15 protein-coding genes are annotated in these 19,784 nt (G+C 65.4%); 11 read left to right on the top strand and 4 right to left on the bottom strand.

Annotated elements, in window-relative coordinates; all coding sequences use genetic code 11:
* Positions 1 to 140: 140 nt before the first annotated feature.
* Both BUA05_RS13465 and thrS read right to left on the bottom strand, forming a co-directional pair.
* Entirely contained in the window at positions 141 to 884 is a 744-nt protein-coding gene (locus BUA05_RS13465) for a sulfite exporter TauE/SafE family protein (protein ID WP_072675537.1), read from the bottom strand.
* A gap of 11 nt (positions 885 to 895) precedes the next feature.
* Positions 896 to 2,893, bottom strand: coding sequence for a threonine--tRNA ligase (thrS, locus tag BUA05_RS13460; RefSeq protein ID WP_072675536.1), 1,998 nt, complete (start codon positions 2,891 to 2,893; stop codon positions 896 to 898).
* Positions 2,894 to 3,249: 356 nt separating this feature from the next.
* Here thrS and BUA05_RS13455 point away from each other — a divergent pair, with 356 nt between their 5' ends.
* From BUA05_RS13455 to BUA05_RS13445, 3 genes are read left to right on the top strand one after another with little or no spacing between them, the layout of a single operon-like run.
* Positions 3,250 to 3,432 (top strand): hypothetical protein, encoded by a 183-nt coding sequence (locus BUA05_RS13455; RefSeq protein WP_072675535.1) that lies wholly within the window; start codon positions 3,250 to 3,252, stop codon positions 3,430 to 3,432.
* A complete protein-coding gene (locus BUA05_RS13450; protein ID WP_245790205.1) occupies positions 3,429 to 4,055 on the top strand; it encodes a hypothetical protein in 627 nt (208 codons plus the stop codon). Before BUA05_RS13455 ends, BUA05_RS13450 begins: the two co-directional genes overlap by 4 nt.
* Positions 4,052 to 4,243 carry a helix-turn-helix transcriptional regulator gene (locus BUA05_RS13445; protein WP_072675534.1) on the top strand — a complete coding sequence of 64 codons (192 nt, stop codon included), beginning with the start codon at positions 4,052 to 4,054 and terminating at the stop codon, positions 4,241 to 4,243. Before BUA05_RS13450 ends, BUA05_RS13445 begins: the two co-directional genes overlap by 4 nt.
* Here BUA05_RS13445 and BUA05_RS13440 read toward each other — a convergent pair.
* Positions 4,240 to 5,907: an alkaline phosphatase D family protein gene (locus tag BUA05_RS13440; protein ID WP_072675533.1), complete on the bottom strand. Its 1,668-nt coding sequence runs from the start codon at positions 5,905 to 5,907 to the stop codon at positions 4,240 to 4,242. The two genes, BUA05_RS13445 and BUA05_RS13440, sit on opposite strands and share 4 nt — an antisense overlap.
* 110 nt (positions 5,908 to 6,017) lie before the next feature.
* Here BUA05_RS13440 and BUA05_RS13435 point away from each other — a divergent pair, with 110 nt between their 5' ends.
* The 5 genes from BUA05_RS13435 to BUA05_RS13415 all read left to right on the top strand — a co-directional run bounded on the left by BUA05_RS13435 (position 6,018) and on the right by BUA05_RS13415 (position 14,870).
* On the top strand, positions 6,018 to 6,764 hold the full coding sequence (locus BUA05_RS13435; RefSeq protein ID WP_072675568.1) for an alpha/beta fold hydrolase: 747 nt from the start codon (positions 6,018 to 6,020) through the stop codon (positions 6,762 to 6,764).
* A gap of 5 nt (positions 6,765 to 6,769) precedes the next feature.
* Complete coding sequence (locus BUA05_RS13430) at positions 6,770 to 7,654, top strand: tetratricopeptide repeat protein (protein WP_245790204.1); 885 nt, start codon at positions 6,770 to 6,772, stop codon at positions 7,652 to 7,654.
* The gene (locus BUA05_RS13425) at positions 7,651 to 8,646 is read left to right on the top strand and encodes an LLM class flavin-dependent oxidoreductase (protein ID WP_072675532.1); all 996 of its coding nucleotides are present in this window, start codon (positions 7,651 to 7,653) and stop codon (positions 8,644 to 8,646) included. Before BUA05_RS13430 ends, BUA05_RS13425 begins: the two co-directional genes overlap by 4 nt.
* 128 nt (positions 8,647 to 8,774) lie before the next feature.
* Positions 8,775 to 13,511 carry an NAD-glutamate dehydrogenase domain-containing protein gene (locus tag BUA05_RS13420; RefSeq protein WP_072675531.1) on the top strand — a complete coding sequence of 1,579 codons (4,737 nt, stop codon included), beginning with the start codon at positions 8,775 to 8,777 and terminating at the stop codon, positions 13,509 to 13,511.
* Positions 13,512 to 13,622: 111 nt separating this feature from the next.
* Positions 13,623 to 14,870: an NAD(P)/FAD-dependent oxidoreductase gene (locus BUA05_RS13415; RefSeq protein WP_072675530.1), complete on the top strand. Its 1,248-nt coding sequence runs from the start codon at positions 13,623 to 13,625 to the stop codon at positions 14,868 to 14,870.
* Here BUA05_RS13415 and queG read toward each other — a convergent pair.
* Positions 14,854 to 15,915: a tRNA epoxyqueuosine(34) reductase QueG gene (gene queG, locus BUA05_RS13410; RefSeq protein WP_072675529.1), complete on the bottom strand. Its 1,062-nt coding sequence runs from the start codon at positions 15,913 to 15,915 to the stop codon at positions 14,854 to 14,856. The genes BUA05_RS13415 and queG overlap by 17 nt on opposite strands.
* 46 nt (positions 15,916 to 15,961) lie before the next feature.
* Between queG and BUA05_RS13405 the strand changes: the two genes are divergently transcribed.
* The 3 genes from BUA05_RS13405 to BUA05_RS13395 all read left to right on the top strand — a co-directional run bounded on the left by BUA05_RS13405 (position 15,962) and on the right by BUA05_RS13395 (position 19,748).
* Complete coding sequence (locus tag BUA05_RS13405; RefSeq protein WP_072675528.1) at positions 15,962 to 17,002, top strand: ABC transporter ATP-binding protein; 1,041 nt, start codon at positions 15,962 to 15,964, stop codon at positions 17,000 to 17,002.
* A complete protein-coding gene (locus BUA05_RS13400; protein WP_072675527.1) occupies positions 16,999 to 18,288 on the top strand; it encodes an ABC transporter permease in 1,290 nt (429 codons plus the stop codon). The genes BUA05_RS13405 and BUA05_RS13400 overlap by 4 nt, the downstream gene beginning before the upstream one ends.
* A 119-nt stretch (positions 18,289 to 18,407) precedes the next feature.
* Positions 18,408 to 19,748, top strand: coding sequence for a cytochrome P450 (locus tag BUA05_RS13395; RefSeq protein WP_072675526.1), 1,341 nt, complete (start codon positions 18,408 to 18,410; stop codon positions 19,746 to 19,748).
* The last annotated feature ends 36 nt before the right edge of the window (positions 19,749 to 19,784 follow it).

Raw genomic sequence — 19,784 nt, 5'->3', positions numbered from 1 at the left:
TGCGATCGCCCTTGTTGCCCCGGCCTCTGCTGCCACCGGACGCCTTGTCCATCTTGATTTGACCGATTGGGCGCGCAGCCTGATCGCGCTCGGAAGCGCAGCGGCGTTGATCCTCGCGCGGCAGCCGCTGCCATTCTGATTTAGAGCAGCCGCGCCAAGGCCCCCAGCGCGGCACCGCCCAGCACCAGCCCTACCGCTGCACGCCAGACCGGATCGCTGATCCGGCCCGAAACGCTCGTGCCCAACCGGTTGCCGATCAGGATCACCGGCAGCATCAGCAGCGCGAACAGCGCAAGATCGAGGCGGAGCAAACCCAGCCACCACGCCGTTGCAAGCCCTGCTGCTGCTGCGAAGGTGAAGATCAGCAGCATCGAAGCCTTGATGGTGACGCGCGGCAATGCGCGGCCCGCATAATAGGGTACGACCGGTGGGCCGGGCATCCCGGCATAACCTGTCATCAGCCCGCTCACGACGCCAACCGCGCCGGTGACCAGCCGCCCCGGCACCGCGCCCGAACGGCGCGGCAACAGGATGGCGAGGAACGCGCTGAAAGCGATGAGCGCAATCACCAGCCGCGCCACGTCGGCCCCGGTCGCTGCCAGCGCAACAAGGCCAAACGGCGTCGCCAGCACCACCATGGCCGAGATTGTCCACGCGCTGCGCTCGGAATCGCGCACCAGCCGCGGCAGTTCGGTCAGGCCGATCAGCAGCGAGAGGCAATTGCCCAGCACCACCGCCGCCACCGGGGGCAAGGCCAGCGCCAGGATCGGCACCAGCAGGATAGCCATGCCGAACCCGGTCAGTCCGCGCACGAACGACGCGCCCAACGCCGCCGCCAGCGCGACTGCGATTTGCAGCGCGGTAAAGCCGCCGATCAGTTCCATATCTTGCGCGTTCAGTCGCGCAGATCGGGCGGGGTCGCCCCGGTGCGGATCAGGGCGATGGCATCAGCGAGGCTCATCACTTTCTGATGTTCCGCGCCCAAAGTGCGCACTGCGACGGTGCCTTCGTCAGCCTCGCGCTTGCCCACCACCAGCAGGTGCGGGACTTTCGCCAGAGAATGTTCGCGCACCTTGTAGTTGATCTTTTCGTTGCGCAGATCGGTTTCGACCCGCAGGCCCGCCGCCTTCAACTGCGCCTCTACATCGCGGGCGTAATCATCCGCGTCCGACACAATCGTCGCCACCACCGCCTGCACCGGGGCGAGCCACACCGGCATCCGCCCGGCGAAGTGTTCGATCAGGATGCCGATGAAGCGTTCATAGCTGCCGAAGATCGCGCGGTGCAGCATGACCGGGCGGTGCTTGTCGCCATCCTCGCCGATGTAATGCGCATCGAGCCGTTCGGGCAGCACCCGGTCGGACTGGATCGTGCCGACCTGCCATGTGCGCCCGATCGCGTCGGTCAGATGCCATTCGAGCTTGGGCGCATAGAACGCGCCTTCGCCGGGGAGTTCTTCCCACTCGAGCCCGTTTGCGGTCAGCGCGTCGCGCAATTCCTGCTCGGCCTTGTCCCAATCGGCGTCAGAGCCAAACCGTTGATCGGGGCGTAGCGCCAGCTTGATGTCATAGGTGAAACCGAAATCCCGATAGACAGAATCGGCCAGCGCGATGAAATCCTGCACTTCGGCCACGACCTGGCCTTCGGTGCAGAAGATATGCGCATCGTCCTGCGTGAATTGGCGCACCCGCATCAGCCCATGCAGCGCGCCGTGGGGTTCATTGCGGTGGCAGCAGCCCATCTCGCCCAGCCGGACCGGCAGATCGCGGTATGAGGTGATGCCCTGCTTGAACACCAGCACATGCGCCGGGCAGTTCATCGGTTTGAGCGCCATCCACTGAGCTTCGCCGCTGATGACAGGGCCTTCATCATCCACGTTCGGGACCTCGTCAGGGATCACGAACATGTTTTCGCGGTACTTGCCCCAGTGGCCCGATTGTTCCCACTGGCGCGCGTCCATCACCTGCGGAGTCTTGATCTCGCGGTAGCCTGCGCCGTCCATCTTGCGGCGCATATAGGCTTCCAGCTCGCGCCAGATACGGTAGCCCTTGGGGTGCCAGAAGACGCTGCCGTGCGCCTCTTCCTGCAAGTGGAACAGGTCCATCTCGCGCCCCAGCTTGCGGTGATCGCGCTTGGCGGCTTCCTCCAGCCGGGTGAGGTGGGCGTTCAACTGCTTCTTGTTGAGCCAGCCGGTGCCGTAGATGCGGGTTAGCTGCGCGTTGTTCTGGTCGCCGCGCCAATAGGCCCCGGCGACGCGCATGAGCTTGAAGGCATCGGGATCGAGCTTGCCGGTCGAAGGCAGGTGCGGGCCGCGGCACATGTCGAGCCAGTCGTTGCCCGACCAATAGACCGTGAGTTCCTCGGCGCCGTTTTCTCCGGGGGGCAGTTCCTTGGCCCATTCGGCCTTGAAGGTCTCACCGTCGGCCTCCCACTTGGCGATCAGAGCCTCGCGGCTCCAGACTTCGCGGCGCAGCGGCTTGTCGGCGCGGATGATGGCGCGCATCGCGTCTTCGATCACGGGCAGATCGTCCATGCTGAACGGCTCGCGGCCCTCGGGCGCTTTGACGTCGTAGTAAAAGCCATCATCGGTCGAAGGGCCGAAGGTGATCTGCGTGCCGGGGAACAGCGCCTGCACTGCCTCGGCCAGCACGTGGGCGTAATCGTGGCGGGCAAGTTCGAGCGCATCGGCTTCATCGCGAGCGGTGACCAGAGCCAGTTCGGCATCGCCCTCGAACGGGCGGCCAAGGTCGCGCAATTCGCCGTTCACCCGCGCGGCGAGCGCCGCCTTTGCGAGGCCGGGGCCAATCGCGGCGGCAATATCCGCAGGGGTGCTGCCGGCGGGCACTTCGCGCACCGATCCATCGGGCAGGCTGATCTTGAGCAGTTCGGTCATCGTGCAATTCCGTCTGGTTTGGCCGCGCCCTGCCACAAGCAGAGGCGCACCGGAAGAGCGGTGTTGAACGTTAACCGGTCAGGGGAGAACACCGCGCCGCCCCGAACCGGGCGGCGGGCGCTGCGCTTAACGCACGGCCCTCCGCCCCCGGATAGTCCGGGTGGTGGTGGTGGCAGTGGTGGTCAGCAGCTTGGCCATGCACCGAATAGATAGTCGTCCATCAGGGGTTTGTCACCCGCAAGTCGATGAAAGCCCTGCAGCAAGGATGGTTTTGGCGCGCAAAATGGAAAGGGCCCTTGACAAGTTGACTCCAGAATGACAAGCATGCTTTCCATAAATGAAAGGAAGCTTGTCTAATGTCCAACATCGTCAAAGCCCTGATATGGGCCGCCGCCATCCTGATTGTCGCGCTGTTGCGATCGCGCGGGCTGATTGCTGAGGACACCGCAAAGCTGTTCATGTTCCTGCTACCGATCCTAGCCGTGCTTTCGCTGAGTCGTTCGGGCTCGGGCACCTGCGGCCGGAGGGCGGAATCGTGACCGGCGGCACCGCCAGCGCGGGCGTGCTGGGGCGCGGCCCGCTGTTCTGGGGAGGGCTGATGCTGGCCAGTTATCTCGTCGTGGCGGCGCTCGGCACGACCGGCGCGGTCGAGGGGGCACCGCTTTATATTCTGGTGATCCTGCCCTTTGCCCTTGTGCTGCCGATGATTACCGCCGCCAATCGCAGGAGCGACGCGCGATCGGGAGGCTGCGGTGCGAAGGGAGAAGCCCAACGCCGTTATATGAAGCGGGTCGCGGTGTTCACCTTCCTTTATCTGGTCGTGCTGGGCATCATGACCTTTGCCGTCAAGCAGGGCGACGTTCACCCGGTCTTGCGAACTTTTCTCGCACTGTTGCCCGGTCTCGCCGTTGTCGGCATCTTCTGGTCAGTCGGGCGCCTGATCGTGGAAGAACAGGACGAATTCCTGCGCATGCTGGTGATCCGCCAATCGCTGATCGCCACCGGCTTTGCCATGTGTGCCGCTTCGGTCTGGGGTTTCCTTGAATCTGCCGACGTCGTGCAGCATCTCGATGCGTATTACTGGGCGGTCGCGTGGTTCTTCGGCCTCGGAATCGGTGCGGTGGCGAACCGGCTGCGCTATGGCACTTGGGGAGCGATATGAACAACCGCCTCAAGGTGCTGCGTGCCGAGCGTGACTGGAGCCAGCAGGATCTCGCCGACCGGCTCGGTGTCAGCCGCCAGAGTGTCAACGCCATCGAAAAGGGCCGCTACGACCCTTCTCTGCCGCTCGCCTTCACCATTGCCGAGCTTTTTGGCCTGCCAATCGAGGCAATCTTCAGCCGCGATTAGACCGACAGCACCCCCGAACCCTTCTCGGTGGTGATCCGCTTGGTCCCTGCCAGCTTGGTCGAACGCTGCTTGATCCCGGCGCTGAAGCGGTATTCGGTCACCGCGCGGGTGGGGGTCAGTTCCACCATCATATAGCCGCGCTGCGCCGTATCGGCCCACACCAGTTGCTCGTTCTCGGCCACCAGCGCGCCTGCCAGTGTTTCGGGCGGGAGGAAGCCGAGATAGGTTTCAAACCCCGGCGAGCTGACCGAGGACACGCCCAGTTCCACGCCGACTTTTGCGCCGTCATGTGCCAGATCGAAGGCCCAGGCATTGTGCGTGTCGCCCGCCAGCACCAGCAGATTGGCGTCGGCATTGAGCGCCGCAGCGAACACGCGGTCGCGCGCGGCGGGATAGCCGTCCCATGCATCCATGTTGGACGGCAGGCCTGCCGCGCTCGCCGCTGCCGCTGCCATCAGCCGGTCGCGGATATAGTCGGGCAGGCCATCGCCGATCTGCTGCGTGAGCGCGCGGGGCGTCTTCAGATTGCCGATCAGCACCTGCTGCACCAGCACCTGCCAGTGCGTGCCGCTGGCGGTGGAGGCGGCCAGCCCTCCGGCCAGCCAGTTATCCTGCGCCTTGCCCAGCAATTGCCGCTCTGGATCGGCCCAGTCGCCATCGCGGAACGCGGTGAGCGCGGCCATCACGGCCTCGGGATCGCGCTTGCCCGCCAGCAGCTTTTCCAGGCTGAACTGTTCTTCGCGCCCCTCCAGCCGGGTGTCGAGCCGGAACAGGGTGGCAAGGTCACCGACCTGATAGGCGGCATAGGGTTCATCCGAGACCGGCATCCATTCGCGATAGACCCGCTTGGCGATGGCCTTGCGCACCTCCCACTCGCCCTCGGTGTCGGGCTGGTGATTTTCCGCGCCGCCTTTCCAGCTGTCGTTCGCGCTTTCGTGATCGTCCCACACCGCGATCATGGGGAGCACCTGATGCAGGCGCTGCAAATCGGGATCGGCGCGGTAGGTCGCGTAGCGCAGGCGGTAATCGGTCAGCGTGACGATCTCGTTGGCCGGAGCCAGCACCCTCTCGCCACTGGTCTGGGCCGGATCGGGATAGGTGCCCGCGCCATATTCGTAGATGTAATCGCCCAGATGCACCGCAAGATCGGCATCGTTGGCCTCGGCCGCGTGGCCATAGGCGTTGAACCAGCCAAAGCCGAAATTCGAACAGGAGAACACCGCGAGGCGGAACTTCTGGATCCCGGCTTCGGGCAAGGTCCGGGTGCGGCCGACGGGCGAGGAGGTGCCATCAGGCGCGATGAAGCGGTAGAAATACCAGCGCCCCGGCTGAAGCCCCGAAGCGATGCCCTTGGTGCACCAGTCGCGGCTGTCGCTGGCGTTCACGCTGCCCTCGGCCACGGGCGCCGAGAAATCCTCGCTCTCGCTGACCTGCCATGCAAGATCGGTGCTCTGTTCACCGACATAGCGCGTCCACAGCAGCACGCTGTTCTGGCCCGGCTCGCCGCTGGCGACCCCGTGGGTGAAGCCGCTGCCGAAGCTGCGCGCCGCCAGCGGCGCAGCCGCCAGTGCCGCCGAAGCTCCGGCAAGGGTGAACAGGCCGCGGCGGGTAAGCGCGGAAGGCGAAGCAGCCGGGATGCCGGCGGGCGGGTCGGTCTTGATCATGATTTTGGCGCTTATCCCTCTCCCGTTGCGCAATAGTGACAATGCTATCGACGGTCGCGCCTGTTCACTGTGGTTGCCTTTACGCGGCCATGCAAGGCATGGTGATCGGCATGAGCCAAGTCATGCACCATACCCTTTATGATGGCCGCCGGATCGCCTTCCGCCACACGCCCGGAGCCGAAGGTTTTGGGGGCCCGACGCTGGTCTTCCTGCCGGGCTACATGTCCGACATGGCAGGTGGCAAGGCAACAGCCCTGTTCGCCGAGGCTGAGGCAGCGGGCCGCGCCTGCCTGTTGCTGGACTATTCTGGCTGCGGCGCGAGCGCGGGCGATTTTTCCGATGGCACGCTCAGCCGCTGGCGCGACGAGGTGCTGGCGCTGATCGCATCTTATGTTGCGGGGCCGGTGGTGCTGGCGGGGTCATCAATGGGTGGCTGGCTGATGCTGCTGGTGGCGGAACGGCTGACGGAACAGCTGGCCGGTCTTGTCGGCATCGCGCCTGCACCCGATTTCACCCACTGGGGCTATACCGAGGCACAGCGCACACAATTGGCGCGTGGTGAAACGCTGTATCAGCGGAACCCCTACGGCCCCGAACCGACCCCGACCCACCCCGGCTTTTTTGCCGATGCGGAATGTCACCTGCGGCTCGGTGGCGTGATCGACCTCGCCTGCCCGGTGCGGCTGATCCACGGCCAGCATGACGATGACGTGCCGTGGGAGGTGAGCCTGCGCCTCGCTGCCGGATTGCGTTCGGATGATGTACAGGTAACCCTGATAAAGGACGGCGACCACCGTCTGTCGCGGGACAGCGACATTGCCATTCTCAAGGCCGTCGTGGCCGGTTTCTACGGATAAAACGCGTGTCGATTCTCCTCGCCCTGCTGCTCCAGGTTGGTCCCGATCCCATGGCCGGGGCGATGCAGGGCGATGATCTGGTGCGCGACCGGCCGCCACGCCCGAGCGCGCAGACGCAGACAGAGCAGGAAAGCCTCAACCCCACCAGCGCATGGCTCGTGCGCTGTCTTGACCAGCTGGCCGAAGACGCCGCGCGGGCGCATGCCATGGCGCAGATCCGTCGCAGTGAGGTCACCGGGCCGGACCGGGTGCTCGCCAATCACTGTCTGGGCATGGCGGCGACCGAACTGGGCCTGTGGGATGATGCCCGCACGGCCTTCCTTGCTGCCCGCGACGAAACCCCGGCGGATGAAGCGCGCATCCGCGCGAGGTTTGCGAGCATGGCCGGCAATGCCGCGCTGGCGGGCGGCGATCCGGCGGACGCGCTCGGCTTGCTGGGGCAGGCGCAGCAGGATGCCCGGGCAGCGGCTTCAGCGCCGCTGCAGGCGCTGGCGGCGATCGATGTTGCGCGGGTGCTGGTGACACTCGGGCGCAGCGAAGAAGCGCTCTCCGCGCTTGAAGAGGCAACAGCCCTAATGCCTGAAAGGAGTGAGGGCTGGCTGCTGAAGGCTACGCTGCTGCGGCGGCTCGATCGGCTCGGCCTTGCACAGGAAGCGATCGAGCAGGCCGCGCGGCTTGCGCCGACCAATCCGGAAATCGGGTTGGAAGCCGGGGTTATCGCGGTGCTTGCCGGACACGACGAGGCAGCGCGCCAAAGCTGGCAATCGGTCATCGAACTCCAGCCCGAAAGCCTCGCCGCCGCCACCGCGCGGGACTATCTAGCCCAGCTCGACCCAGCCGAAACCGTGCCCGCACCGACAACGACCAACGAGGAGGAACCTTCCGCATGACCGCGTTTTCCGTGCTTGATCTCGTCCCCGTCCGCGAGGGCGGAACGCTGACAGAAGCCTTTGCCGCCACCACCGATCTTGCTCGCGCGGCGGAAGCGGCAGGATGCAAGCGGTTCTGGGTCGCCGAACATCATGCGATGGATGGAATTGCGGGCGGGGCGACATCGGTCGTGCTGGCCCATATCGGCAATGCCACCCGCTGCATCCGCATCGGATCGGGCGGGATCATGTTGCCCAATCACACACCGTTCCAGATCGCCGAACAGTTCGGCACATTGGACGCGCTGTTCCCGGGCCGGATCGACCTCGGGCTGGGGCGCGCGCCGGGTGCGGGGCCGGAATTGCAGCAGGCCTTGCGCAAGAACCTGCACCAGGCGTCGGAATATTTCCCCCAGGACGTGGTCGAACTGCGCGCGCTGCTGACAGGCGATTACGATCTGCCGATCACGGCCACACCCGGGCTGGGCGCGAAGATCGAGCTGTGGATGCTGGGATCGAGCCTGTTCGGCGCCCAGCTCGCTGCCAAGCTCGGCCTGCCCTATGCCTTTGCTGCCCATTTCGCGCCCGATCATCTCGATGCCGCGCTGGCGGTCTATCGCCGCGACTTCCAGCCCTCTGACGCGCTCGAACGTCCCCATGTGATGGTGGCGATGAACGTCTTTGCCGCCGAGACCGAAGCGCAAGCACGGCTGATCGCTTCCAGCCAGCAGCAAAGCTTCGTGCGGTTGCGCAGCGGCAACCCCGGCAAGCTACCAGCGCCGGTCGCAGACTACACCGACACGCTCCCCGCCAGCGCGCAGGCGATGCTCGCCCATCTCGGCCAGGCCGCCGCTGTCGGCACGCCGACGCAAGTGCGCGAGGGCATCGCCGCCTTCATCCAGCGCACCGGCGCAGACGAGATCATGCTATGCGGCGCGACCTTCGAGCCAGAGGCGCGTGTCCGTTCGCTCGAACTGACGATGAAGGCGTGTGAAAATGCGCTCGCGGCGTGACATCGGTAATCATCGCGCTTGCGCCGGCTAGGGGGAAAGGCGTATCGCCGAAAACACGATAACAACAACCCGGCATAATATTATTACCACATGCTAATGTCGGAAAAACAGGATGCCGGGAGCCGTTGATGGGGTCCAGAACCAGCGCCAAATCCATTGGCAAGCCGTCGGGAAGCAAATTGCAGGAGGCGCTGAGGTCACATCTCCAAGCCTCGCTGTTGCCGGGCGATACCCCGCCGGGACACGCCGCGCTGGGTGAGGCGGCACAATATCTGCTTGCCGCCGCGCATACCCGCAAGCCCGGCAAGTCGCTGGTCCAGATCGAATCCGCAAGCGGCACGCGGCGTCGGCTCCGGATTGCCATCATCAACGACGACATGCCGTTCCTGGTCGATTCGATCGCTTCGACCATTGCTGCGCAAGGGATTGCGATCGATCGCCTGCTGCACCCGGTCGTCCCGGTCATGCGCGATGCGGCAGGCGCCATCACGGCCATCGCCAAGCCCGGCGCAAAGCAGCCTGACGGTCGGCGCGAATCGCTGATCTATGTCGAAACACCACGGGTCGATGCCCGGCAGCGCCGCGAACTGTCCGAAGCCCTGCAGGCGACCCTTGCCGATGTGCACGTTGCGGTCAGCGACTGGCCCGCCATGCAGACTGCAATGTCGGCCGACGCCGTGCTTGCCGAAACGTTCGACGAAGAGGCCGGCGCGCTGCTCGGCTGGCTGGGTGGCGGAATGCTTACCCAGCTCGGCCATATCACCCGCCATCGCGACGGGCAGGAACAGGCGGTGCTGGGGATCTGCCGCAGTTCGGCGCGCGAATTGCTGGCAGAAACATCGATCGAACGTGCCTTCGAATGGTTCGACCGCCACGAAGCCGCCGGGACACCGCGCACGCTGCTGGTTATCAAGTCGAACGTGCAGGCGCGGGTTCATCGCCGCAGCCCGCTCGACCTGTTCATGGTGCCGCTGCGCACAGAAGGGCGCGTCACCGCGCTTTCGATCCATGCCGGGTTGTGGACCAGCGCCGCCCTGAGCGCACGGCCGGGCGAAGTGCCGGTGCTGCGCCAGACGCTTGGGCAGCTGACCGGAGAGCTGGGTTTCGATCGGGCCGGGCATAATGGCAAAGCGCTGGTCCATGCCTTCACCAGCCTGCCCAATGATCTGCTGATCGCTTTCGGGCGGACACGGATCGCCGAACTTGCCACCACCAAGATGGTGCTGATTGACCGTCCGCGCCCACGCCTGGTTATGGTGCGCTCGACACTGGAGCGCCATGTCTTTGCCTTCGTCTGGCTCCCGCGTGACCAGCTTTCCACCGATGTCCGGCTGCAGATTCAGGCGATGCTGCTGGGCACACCGGGCGCAGCGCTGCTCGATTGGAGCCTTGAGGTCGAAGGCAGCAATCTTGCCCTGCTGCGCTTTCTTGTCGATGTGCGCGCCTGCGACACCCTGCCCGATCCCGTGGCAATCGAAGCCGCACTGGTCGATCTGCTGCGCGGCTGGAACGAAGCGGTCGAGGGCCATCTTGCAGCGCATGAGGACGACGGGCGCGCCGCCGCGCTCGCCGCGCGCTATGCCCCGGCCTTCCCGACCGGCTACCGCCTGACCTATGGCCCTGCCGAGGCGGCACGCGATATCGACCGGCTGCGTACCCTTGCCGTTACCGAAAGCGACGGCAGCCCGGCTGCGGCCCGCCCGGATCGCGCCACCCGGCTTTACCGCATGGACAGCGACGGCGCGCACAGCCTGCGGCTCAAGATCTATTGCGTGCGCGGACGCCTCGCGCTGTCCGATGCGGTGCCGGCGCTGGAGAATTTCGGCTTCCACGTCGCCGCAGAAGTACCGACCTTCCTCAACGACCCGGCGCTTGGCTCGATCCATGATTTCATCCTGACCGTTCCAGCCGGGATTGATGCAGCCACGCTGCTGGCGCGTGCGGAGCTGATCGAGCAGGCAATGGCCGATGTCTCGAACGGTGCGGCAGAGGATGATCCCTTCAACCGGTTGGTGGCAGCCACCGGGCTCGCACCGCGCGCGGCGAACTGGCTGCGCGCAGTCTACCGCTATCTGCGCCAGACCGGGGTGAGCTACACCATCTACACCGTGGTCGATGCGCTGGTGGCTGCCCCGCAGGTGACCCGGGCGATGATCGATCTGTTCACCGCGCGCCACGATCCGGCTTTCAGCGGCGATCGGAGCGAAGCGATTGCCGCTGCCCAGAACGCCTTTACCCGCGGACTGGCCAAGGTGACGGCCATCAATGACGACCGGCTGTTGCGGCTTTACCGCGCGGTGATCGACGCCATCCTGCGCACCAACGCCTTCGCCCCGGCCGCTGCCGAAGCGCTCGCCTTCAAGATCGACAGCCACGTCGTCCCTGGCCTGCCCAAGCCGGTGCCATGGCGAGAGATTTTCGTTTATTCGCGCCGGGTGGAGGGCATCCACCTGCGTTCGGGCGCGGTGGCGCGCGGGGGCCTGCGCTGGTCCGACCGGCGCGATGATTTCCGCACCGAAGTGCTGGGGCTGATGAAGGCCCAGCGGGTCAAGAACGCAGTGATCGTGCCGACAGGGGCGAAGGGCGGGTTCTATCCCAAACAGCTGCCCTCCCCCGCGCTCGACCGCGAAGGCTGGGCTGCCGAAGGCCGCGCCAGCTACGAAGTGTTCATCCGCACGCTGCTGTCGATCACCGACAATATCCTCGATGGCCGGGTGGTGCATCCTGATCGTGTCGAGGTGCTCGACGGGGACGACCCCTATTTCGTGGTCGCCGCGGATAAAGGCACCGCGACCTTCTCCGACATCGCCAATGGCATCGCGCAGGCCCGCGATTTCTGGCTGGATGATGCCTTCGCCAGCGGCGGATCGAACGGATACGACCACAAGGCCATGGGCATCACCGCGCGCGGCGCGTGGGTCAGCGTCCAGCGCCACTTCCGCGAGATGGGGATCGACGTCCAGAAGGACAGCATCACCGTTGCCGGCTGCGGCGACATGTCGGGCGATGTGTTCGGCAACGGGATGCTGCTGTCCAGGACGCTGAAGCTGGTCGCCGCCTTTGATCACCGTCACATCTTCATCGACCCTTCACCCGATCCACTGACCAGCTGGAAGGAACGCAAGCGTCTGTTCGATCTGCCGCGGTCGAGCTGGGAGGATTACGACGCCAGCCTGATCTCCAAGGGCGGCGGGGTGTTTTCCCGCGCCTCCAAGCGGATCAAGCTGCCAAGGCAGGCGCGCGAAGTGCTGGGGGTCGCCGAGAAGGAAATCGAGCCCGAGGCGCTGATTTCCGCGATCTTGCGGGCCGAAGTCGATCTGATGTGGTTCGGCGGCATCGGCACCTATCTGAAGGCCCCGCAGGAAAATCACATTCAGGTCGGCGATCCGGCCAACGACACCTTGCGCGTCGATGCTGACGCGGTGCGCGCCCGGGTGATAGGCGAAGGCGCAAACCTCGGCGTGACGCAGGCCGGACGCATCGCCTTTTCCATGAAGGGGGGCCGGATCAACACCGACTTCATCGACAATTCCGCCGGAGTCGATTGTTCGGACAACGAGGTCAACATCAAGATCGCGCTCGCCGCCGCGCTGCGCGATGGCAAGCTGACGGAGAAGAAACGCAACACGCTGCTCGCGGCAATGACCGACGAGGTCGCAGCGCTTGTGCTCGAAGACAACCGCTTGCAGGCGCTGGCGCTGTCAGTGGCCGAGACCGGCGGGCCCGGAGCCAGCGCGTCCTATGTCCGGCTGATCGAGCGGCTGGAGGAAATCAGTGATTTCGATCGCCGCACCGAAGGCCTGGCGGATGGCGAGGCGCTGCTGCGCCGTGCAGCCGACGGGCAGGGGCTGACCCGCCCCGAACTCGCGGTGCTGTTGTCTTCGGCCAAGCTGGCGCTGCAGGACGCGATCGAGGCCAGCCACCTGCCCGATGATCCGGTGCTGGAGCCGGTGCTGCTGGCGCGCTTCCCCTCGCCCATGCGCAAGAGTTTCGCCGCACAGATCCGCAGCCACCGGCTGCGGCGCGAGATGATCGCGACCAGCCTTGCGAACCGAATGGTCAACCGGCTCGGCATGGTCCATCCCTTCGAACTGGCCGAGGAGGAAGGTGTGGGCCTGGCCGAAGTCGCTGCGGGCTTTGTCGTGGCCGAACGCCTGTTCGGTCTCGATGCGCTGTGGCGCGAGCTGGACAAAGCGCCGATCCCCGAGGCGGCACGGCTCGCGCTGTTCGACCGGTTGGCCGCCGCCGTGGGTAACCTCGTGTCCGACGTGCTGCGCACCGCCGCCGGCAAGGTCGACGCGGGCATGATGATCGGGGAACTGGAATCCGGCGTCGCCGCGCTTGCCACCGCGCGCGAGGAACTGCTTGCCGCCGAGCCGCGCGCGCGGTCGCTCGAACTGCGCCAGAGCTTCGTGGCAACAGGCGCGCCCGAGGCGCTGGCGGCGCGGGTCGCCAACCTGTTCGATTTCGACGGCGCGATCGGGCTGGCAAAGCTCGCGCTTGAAACCGGGATCGATGCCAAGTTGCTCACCCACGCCTTTACCGATGTCGGTGCGCGGCTGGGGCTGGACTGGGCGCAGGGCATTGCCGCGCACATGTCGCCATCGGATGTCTGGGACCGGCTGCTCGTCTCGGGTCTCGCGCGCGATTTCCAGCAGATGCGGCTCGATTTCCTGCGACGGCTGATGCAGCGCAAGGCCGGCAAGGATAATCCATTGGGCGCAGTCGGCGCATGGGCGGAGCGGAACGTCGAAGCCGTGGCGCAGTTCCGGGCGATGGTCGCGCGGGGCCAGGCGCGGCCGCCGGTCGGTCCGGCGATGCTCGCGCAGATCGCCAGCCAGGCGCGCAACCTGCTGGAGCGTTAGGTTTCAGACCTTCTGCCCCGCAAATTCGACAGTCTGCATCAGGCCGGTTGACCCGGCGGGGGTTTGCGGCACATCAAAGGCACAAGGCAGCCGGAGGGGCACAGCGAATCCATGGTAAATACAACTCCTGACCATGCCGATGTGGTCATCGTCGGCACCGGCCACGGCGGAGCGCAGGCGGCGATCGCGCTGCGCCAGCAGGGGCACGAGGGTTCGATCCTGATGGTCGGGCGCGACGCGGTGCCACCTTACGAACGCCCCCCGCTGTCGAAGGAATATCTCGCCGGGGACAAGGGTTTCGAACGGATTATGATCCGGCCCGAAAAATTCTGGGCGGACAAGGGGATCGATCTGAAACTTGGTGCCGCGGTAACGCGGATCGACGCAGCCGCGCACCGGATCACCCTGTCGGACGGGAGCGCGCTGACCTATCGCAAGCTGATCTGGTCGGGCGGCGGCGATCCGCGCCGTCTGCCGGTGGCAGGCGCGGTGCTGCCGAGCGTCTTCTACGTGCGGGACAAGTCCGATGCCGATGCGATGATGGCCGCGCTGGCAGCCGGGGCGCGGCGCGCGGTGGTGATCGGCGGCGGCTATATCGGGCTGGAGGCTGCCGCCGTCTTGCGCAAGCTTGGCTGCGAGGTCACGCTGGTCGAAATGCTGCCTCGCCTGCTGGCGCGGGTCGCGGGCGAGGAGCTTTCGAGCTTCTATGCCGATGAACACCGGCGCCAGGGTGTTGACGTGCGGCTGGGCGAAGGCGTGCGCGCGGTCTTGGGCGAGGATGCCGGAAAGGTCACGGGCGTCGCGCTCGAAAGCGGCGAGGAATTGCCGTGCGATATGGTGGTGGTCGGCATCGGCATCGTGCCCGCGGTCGCACCGTTGATCGCTGCTGGTGCTGCCGGTTCCAACGGGGTGGATGTCGATTTCTGCTGCCGCACCACGCTGGACGACATCTACGCCATCGGCGACTGCGCTGCGCACGCCAACCCCTTTGCCGACAACGCCGTCATCAGGCTGGAATCGGTGCAGAACGCGCATGACATGGCCAACACCGTCGCCAAGGCGATCATGGGCGAAAAGGAGGCCTATAACGCGCTGCCGTGGTTCTGGTCGAACCAGTATGACCTCAAATTGCAGACCGCCGGCCTCAGTCTTGGTTTTGACCAGACGGTGCTGCGCGGCGATCCCGAGGCGCGCAAGTTCACTGTTGTCTATCTCAAGGATGGCAAGCCGATCGCGTTCGACTGCGTGGGGACGATGAAGGACTATGTGCAGGCAAGGAAGCTGCTGGAGAGCATGCCGGGCCGGATCGATCCCGCGCTGCTGGCCGACCCGGACGTGGCGCTTAAAGACCTGATCTGAGCCGCGCCAGCGCCCAACGCGCCGCCTCTCCCACCACCGGATCAGGATCAGCCGTGAGCGCATCGACCTGCGGGACGAGCGCGCCATCGCCGCTGTTGCCTGCCGCATAGAGGCAGTTCCGTACGAACCGATCCCGCCCGATCCGCTTGATCGGAGAGCCGGAGAAAAGCGCGCGGAAGCCTGCATCGTCCAACGCCAGCAATTCGGAAAGGCGCGGCGCGGCCAGTTCGGCGCGTGGCAGGAATTCGCGGATCGCCTGCGCCTCGGAAGCAAATTTGTTCCACGGGCACACCGCCAGACAATCGTCGCAGCCATAGATGCGGTTGCCCAGGCCTTCGCGGAATTCCTCCGGCACCGGGCCTTTGTGCTCGATCGTGAGGTAGGAGATGCAGCGCCGCGCATCCAGCCGGTAAGGCGCGGGAAAGGCATCCGTCGGGCAGGCATCCAGACATGCGCGGCAGCTCCCGCACTGGTCATGGTGGGGTTCAGCGGGGGCCAGATCCAAAGTCGTATAAATCGCCCCCAGAAACAGCCAGCTGCCATGGGTGGGGCTTACAAGATTGGTGTGCTTGCCCTGCCAGCCGATCCCCGCCGCCTCGCCCAGCGGCTTTTCCATTACCGGCGCGGTATCGACAAAGACCTTCACTTGCGCGTCGGGCGCTTCGGCCACCAGCCAACGGGCGAGCGCCTTCAGCCGTTTCTTGACGACATCATGGTAATCCCTGCCTTGCGAATAGACCGAAATCCGCCCGCGGCCGGGCGCGGATTCGAGCGCCAGCGGATCATGCGCCGGGGCATAGCTCATCCCCAACGCGATAACGCTCCTCGCCTCGGGCCAGAGCCCCTGCGGCGACCGGCGATGTTCAAGCCGCGTGGCCATCCACTCCATGCTGCCATGACGGCCCTCGCCCAGCCATTCTTCCAGCCGCGCCGAGCGCAGCGGGTCTTCGCCCGCGCCCGCAATCCCGCAGGCGGCAAAGCCCAGAGTACGCGCCTCAGCCGCAATCCGCTGCGCAAAGCCAGGTCTTTCGCGCACGTTAACCATGTTTGGAGAGGCTCCCGTTTAATCTCGCCGCCTAACCGACTAAGGCATGGACATGGCGGTAAGCGAACAGAACCTGTCGGGCAATCGGCCCCGATCACATAATCAGGCAGCGGGCTTCACTGCCATTCCTGCCGACGCACGCCCGTTGGCGATCGAGGCGCGCGGGCTGGTCAAGAGCTTTGACGGCACACGCGCGGTCGACGGGGTGGACATATCCGTGCCCGAAGGCGCGATCTACGGTATTCTCGGACCCAATGGCGCGGGCAAGACGACAACGCTCAGGATGCTGCTGGGGATTATTGACCCCGACGAAGGGGTGCGCCGGGTGTTCGGGCATGATCGCCCGCATGATATTGGCAGATTGATCGGCTATCTGCCCGAAGAACGCGGGCTTTATCCTTCGATGAAGGCGATCGAGGCGATTGCCTTCATGGGCGCGCTGCGGGGGCTGTCGCTGAAAGAGGGCCGCGCGCGCGGGGCCGAGCTGCTCGAACGCCACAGGCTCGGCCATGCAGCGGGCCGCCAGATCCGCCAGCTGTCAAAGGGCATGGCGCAAACCGTCCAGCTGCTCGGCACGCTGGTGCATCGCCCGCGGCTGGTGGTGCTGGACGAGCCGTTTTCGGGTCTTGATGCGATCAACCAGGGCAAGCTGGAATTGATGATCCGCGCGCTTGCCGAAGATGGCGTGACGGTAATCTTCTCGACCCATGTGATCCACCATGCCGAACGCCTGTGCGAAGGCGTGGCGATCATCGCCGGGGGCAAGGTCCCCTACGCAGGCTCTGTCGAGGCAGCGCGTGACCGGATTCCGGCGCAGGTGCGGCTGGAAACAAGGGCGCGCGAGGGTGCATGGCTTTCCGCACTGCCGAAAGAGGCCCGCCGCAACGGCGATTTTTTGCAGTTCCCGCTGCCCGAAGCCGGGGTCGAACCGCTGCTGCGCCAGCTGATCGAAGGCGAGGCAGGGATCCTCTCGCTGTCGATCGAACGCGCTGGCCTGCACGATGCCTTCGTCGCCATCGCGGGCGAGGCTGCCGCACGCCAGCTTGAAGCCGATTCTGCAGCCAATCTCGGGGAGACCCGCGCATGACCCCGACAGACGCCAGCGCCGCCATCAGGCCGCGCCTCTCCGCACTTGAGGCCGCATGGGTGATCGCCCGGCGTGATTTTCTGGCGGTGCTGTTCAGCCGCGCGTTCCTGTTTTTTCTGCTCGGGCCGCTGTTTCCGGTGATCGTCGGCGGGCTGGCCGGCAGCATTGGCGGACAGGTGCAGCGTGAGGCGGTGAGCAGCGAAGTCGGCCTCGCCATGAGCGCCGGGGATAATGCCGCGCTGCTCGCCGCAAGCCAGCGCCTTGCCCCGCAACTGGGCGGCGCGTTGCCAGTCTTGCGCCAAGTGCCCGAAGCCGCCAGCGATCCCGGGTTCGACGCGCGCGCCTTCATGGAGGCGCGGCGTGGCAATTATGCGGCGATCGTGACCGGAAGCCTCGCTGCGCCGGAGCTGGTTGGCACCGAAGGACAATTGCGCCGCTGGAGTGGGCCGGTAAGCCTGCTGGCGGGAAGCGCCCTCAGTGCCGAGCCCGCCACCCTTCCGCGCGTCAGCAAGCTGGCAGTCGCCACCAGCGCGGCCTCCGAACGATCAACCCGGATCCAGACCGCACAGCTCGCGCAGATGCTGCTGTTCCTGCTGACCATGCTGCTGGCGGGCATGGTGCTGTCCAATCTGGTCGAGGAAAAGGCCAACAAGATCATCGAGATTCTCGCGGCCGCCATCCCGATGGACGCAGTGTTCATGGGCAAGCTGTTTGCCATGCTGGGCGTGTCCTTCGTCGGTATTGGCGTATGGGGGCTGGCCGCCTGGGGGATGTGGAGCATCGGCAGCGAAGCGATCATCGCAGTTACCGGCTTCGACCTTGCACGCCTGCCCGCACCAGCAGTCGGCTGGCCGTTGTTCATCGTGCTCGGGGTGGTTTATTTCGCGATGGCCTATCTGCTGCTTGGCGCGCTGTTCCTTACCATCGGGGCAATGGCCAACACCGTGCGCGAGGTGCAGACGCTGTCGATGCCGGTCACGATGATGCAGCTGATGGTGTTCTTCCTTGCCGCCTATACCATCAAGCAGCCGGGATCGGGGCTGGAACTGGCGGCGATTGCCTTCCCGCTGTCCTCGCCCTTTGCGATGCTGGCGCGCGCCGCGCTTGACGCGACGCTGTGGACCCATGCTGCCGCGCTCGCATGGCAGGCGCTGGCGGTGCTGGCGCTGGTTAAGGGCGGATCGCTGCTATTCCGCAAACGGGTGATGAAATCGGGCGGCGCAGGCCGCGCGCGCAAAGGCTGGATGCGGCGCCCGCCGCGCAACGCAGCCGAGCCTGCGGAATAGGGCCTGCCCGCCTGATCAGTCCCAAAACGCAACCTACTATTGACAAAGCTGTCAGTTGAGGCACGATGCGATTCGGACAGGAGCGGCCCGCTAAAGAGGCCCTCTGACGGGAGAGAGACATGGCCACCATCGCCCCACCACAACGCCCGCAAGTGCGCCGCGAGCCGACGGCTTATGATGCGCTGAAAGAACATTTCGCGGCCCACCCGGAAGAACGGCTCCAGCACACGCAACCGTGGGACGTCAGCCGCTCGGACATCTATTTCAACGACACCTGGCAGCCGATCTTTGCCGAGATGCGCGCCGCCGGGCCGCTGCATTACATCCCGGAAAGCCCGTTTGGCCCCTATTGGGCGGTGGTCGGCCACAAGGCGATCCAGCATATCGAGGCGCTGCCCGAAGCGTTCTCGTCGAGCTGGGAACATGGCGGTATTACGATCCTCAATCCGCTGACGGCTGAAGAGGCTGCTGCGGCGGGCCATGCCCCGCGCGAATTGCCGATGTTTATCGCGATGGACCGCCCGCAGCACACAGGCCAGCGCCGCACCGTCGCGCCCAAATTCACGCCCTCGGCGATGACCGACATGGAGGCCGAAATCCGCGCCCGCACCGGCGAAGTGCTCGACCGCCTGCCGCGTGGCGAGACCTTTGATTGGGTCGAGAATGTCTCGATCGAACTGACCACCGGAATGCTGGCGATTTTGTTCGGATTTCCGTGGGAAGACCGCCGGCTTTTGACCCTGTGGTCGGATTGGGCGGGCGATACCGAACTCGCCACCGTGCGCGAAATGGACGAGCTGCGCTGGAGCTTCCTGCAGGAAATGGGGGCCTATTTCCAGTCGCTGTGGATCGAACGCACGATGGACAAGGAACCGGGCAATGATCTCATCTCGATGATGCTCCATTCGCCCGCGATGAACCAGATGCGGCCCGAGGAATTCATGGGCAATCTGGTGCTGCTGATCGTTGGCGGGAACGATACCACCCGCAACACCATGAGCGGCATCATCCACGCGCTCGACAAGTTTCCCGACCAGCGCAAACTGTTCGAGGAAAAGCCGGAACTTATTCCCAACGCGGTGCAGGAATGCCTGCGGATGCAGACTCCGCTCGCGCACATGCGCCGCACCTGCACCGAGGATACCGAAGTGTTCGGCCAGATGATCCGGAAGGGCGATAAGGTCGTCCTGTGGTATCTTTCTGCCAACCGCGATGAAGACGTGTTCGACAATGCCGACAAGCTCGACATCACGCGCGACAATGCCCGGCGGCATCTCGCCTTCGGTTACGGCATCCACCGCTGCGTCGGGGCGCGGCTGGCGGAACTGCAATTGAAGGTGCTGCTCGAAGAAATGCACAAGCGCCGGATGCGGGTGCATGTCGCCGGCGATGTCGAGCGGGTGCGCGCCAATTTCGTCCACGGCTTCCGCAAGCTCGAAGTGGAAATCACAGAGTTCTGATCCGGTCGGCGGGCAGGCGTGAAACCTTGGGGGCGT

The organism is Erythrobacter sanguineus (assembly GCF_900143235.1).
Lineage (GTDB): Bacteria > Pseudomonadota > Alphaproteobacteria > Sphingomonadales > Sphingomonadaceae > Erythrobacter > Erythrobacter sanguineus.
Note: the sequence above shows the minus strand (reverse complement) of the source record. Positions and strands in the feature narration are given on the sequence as shown.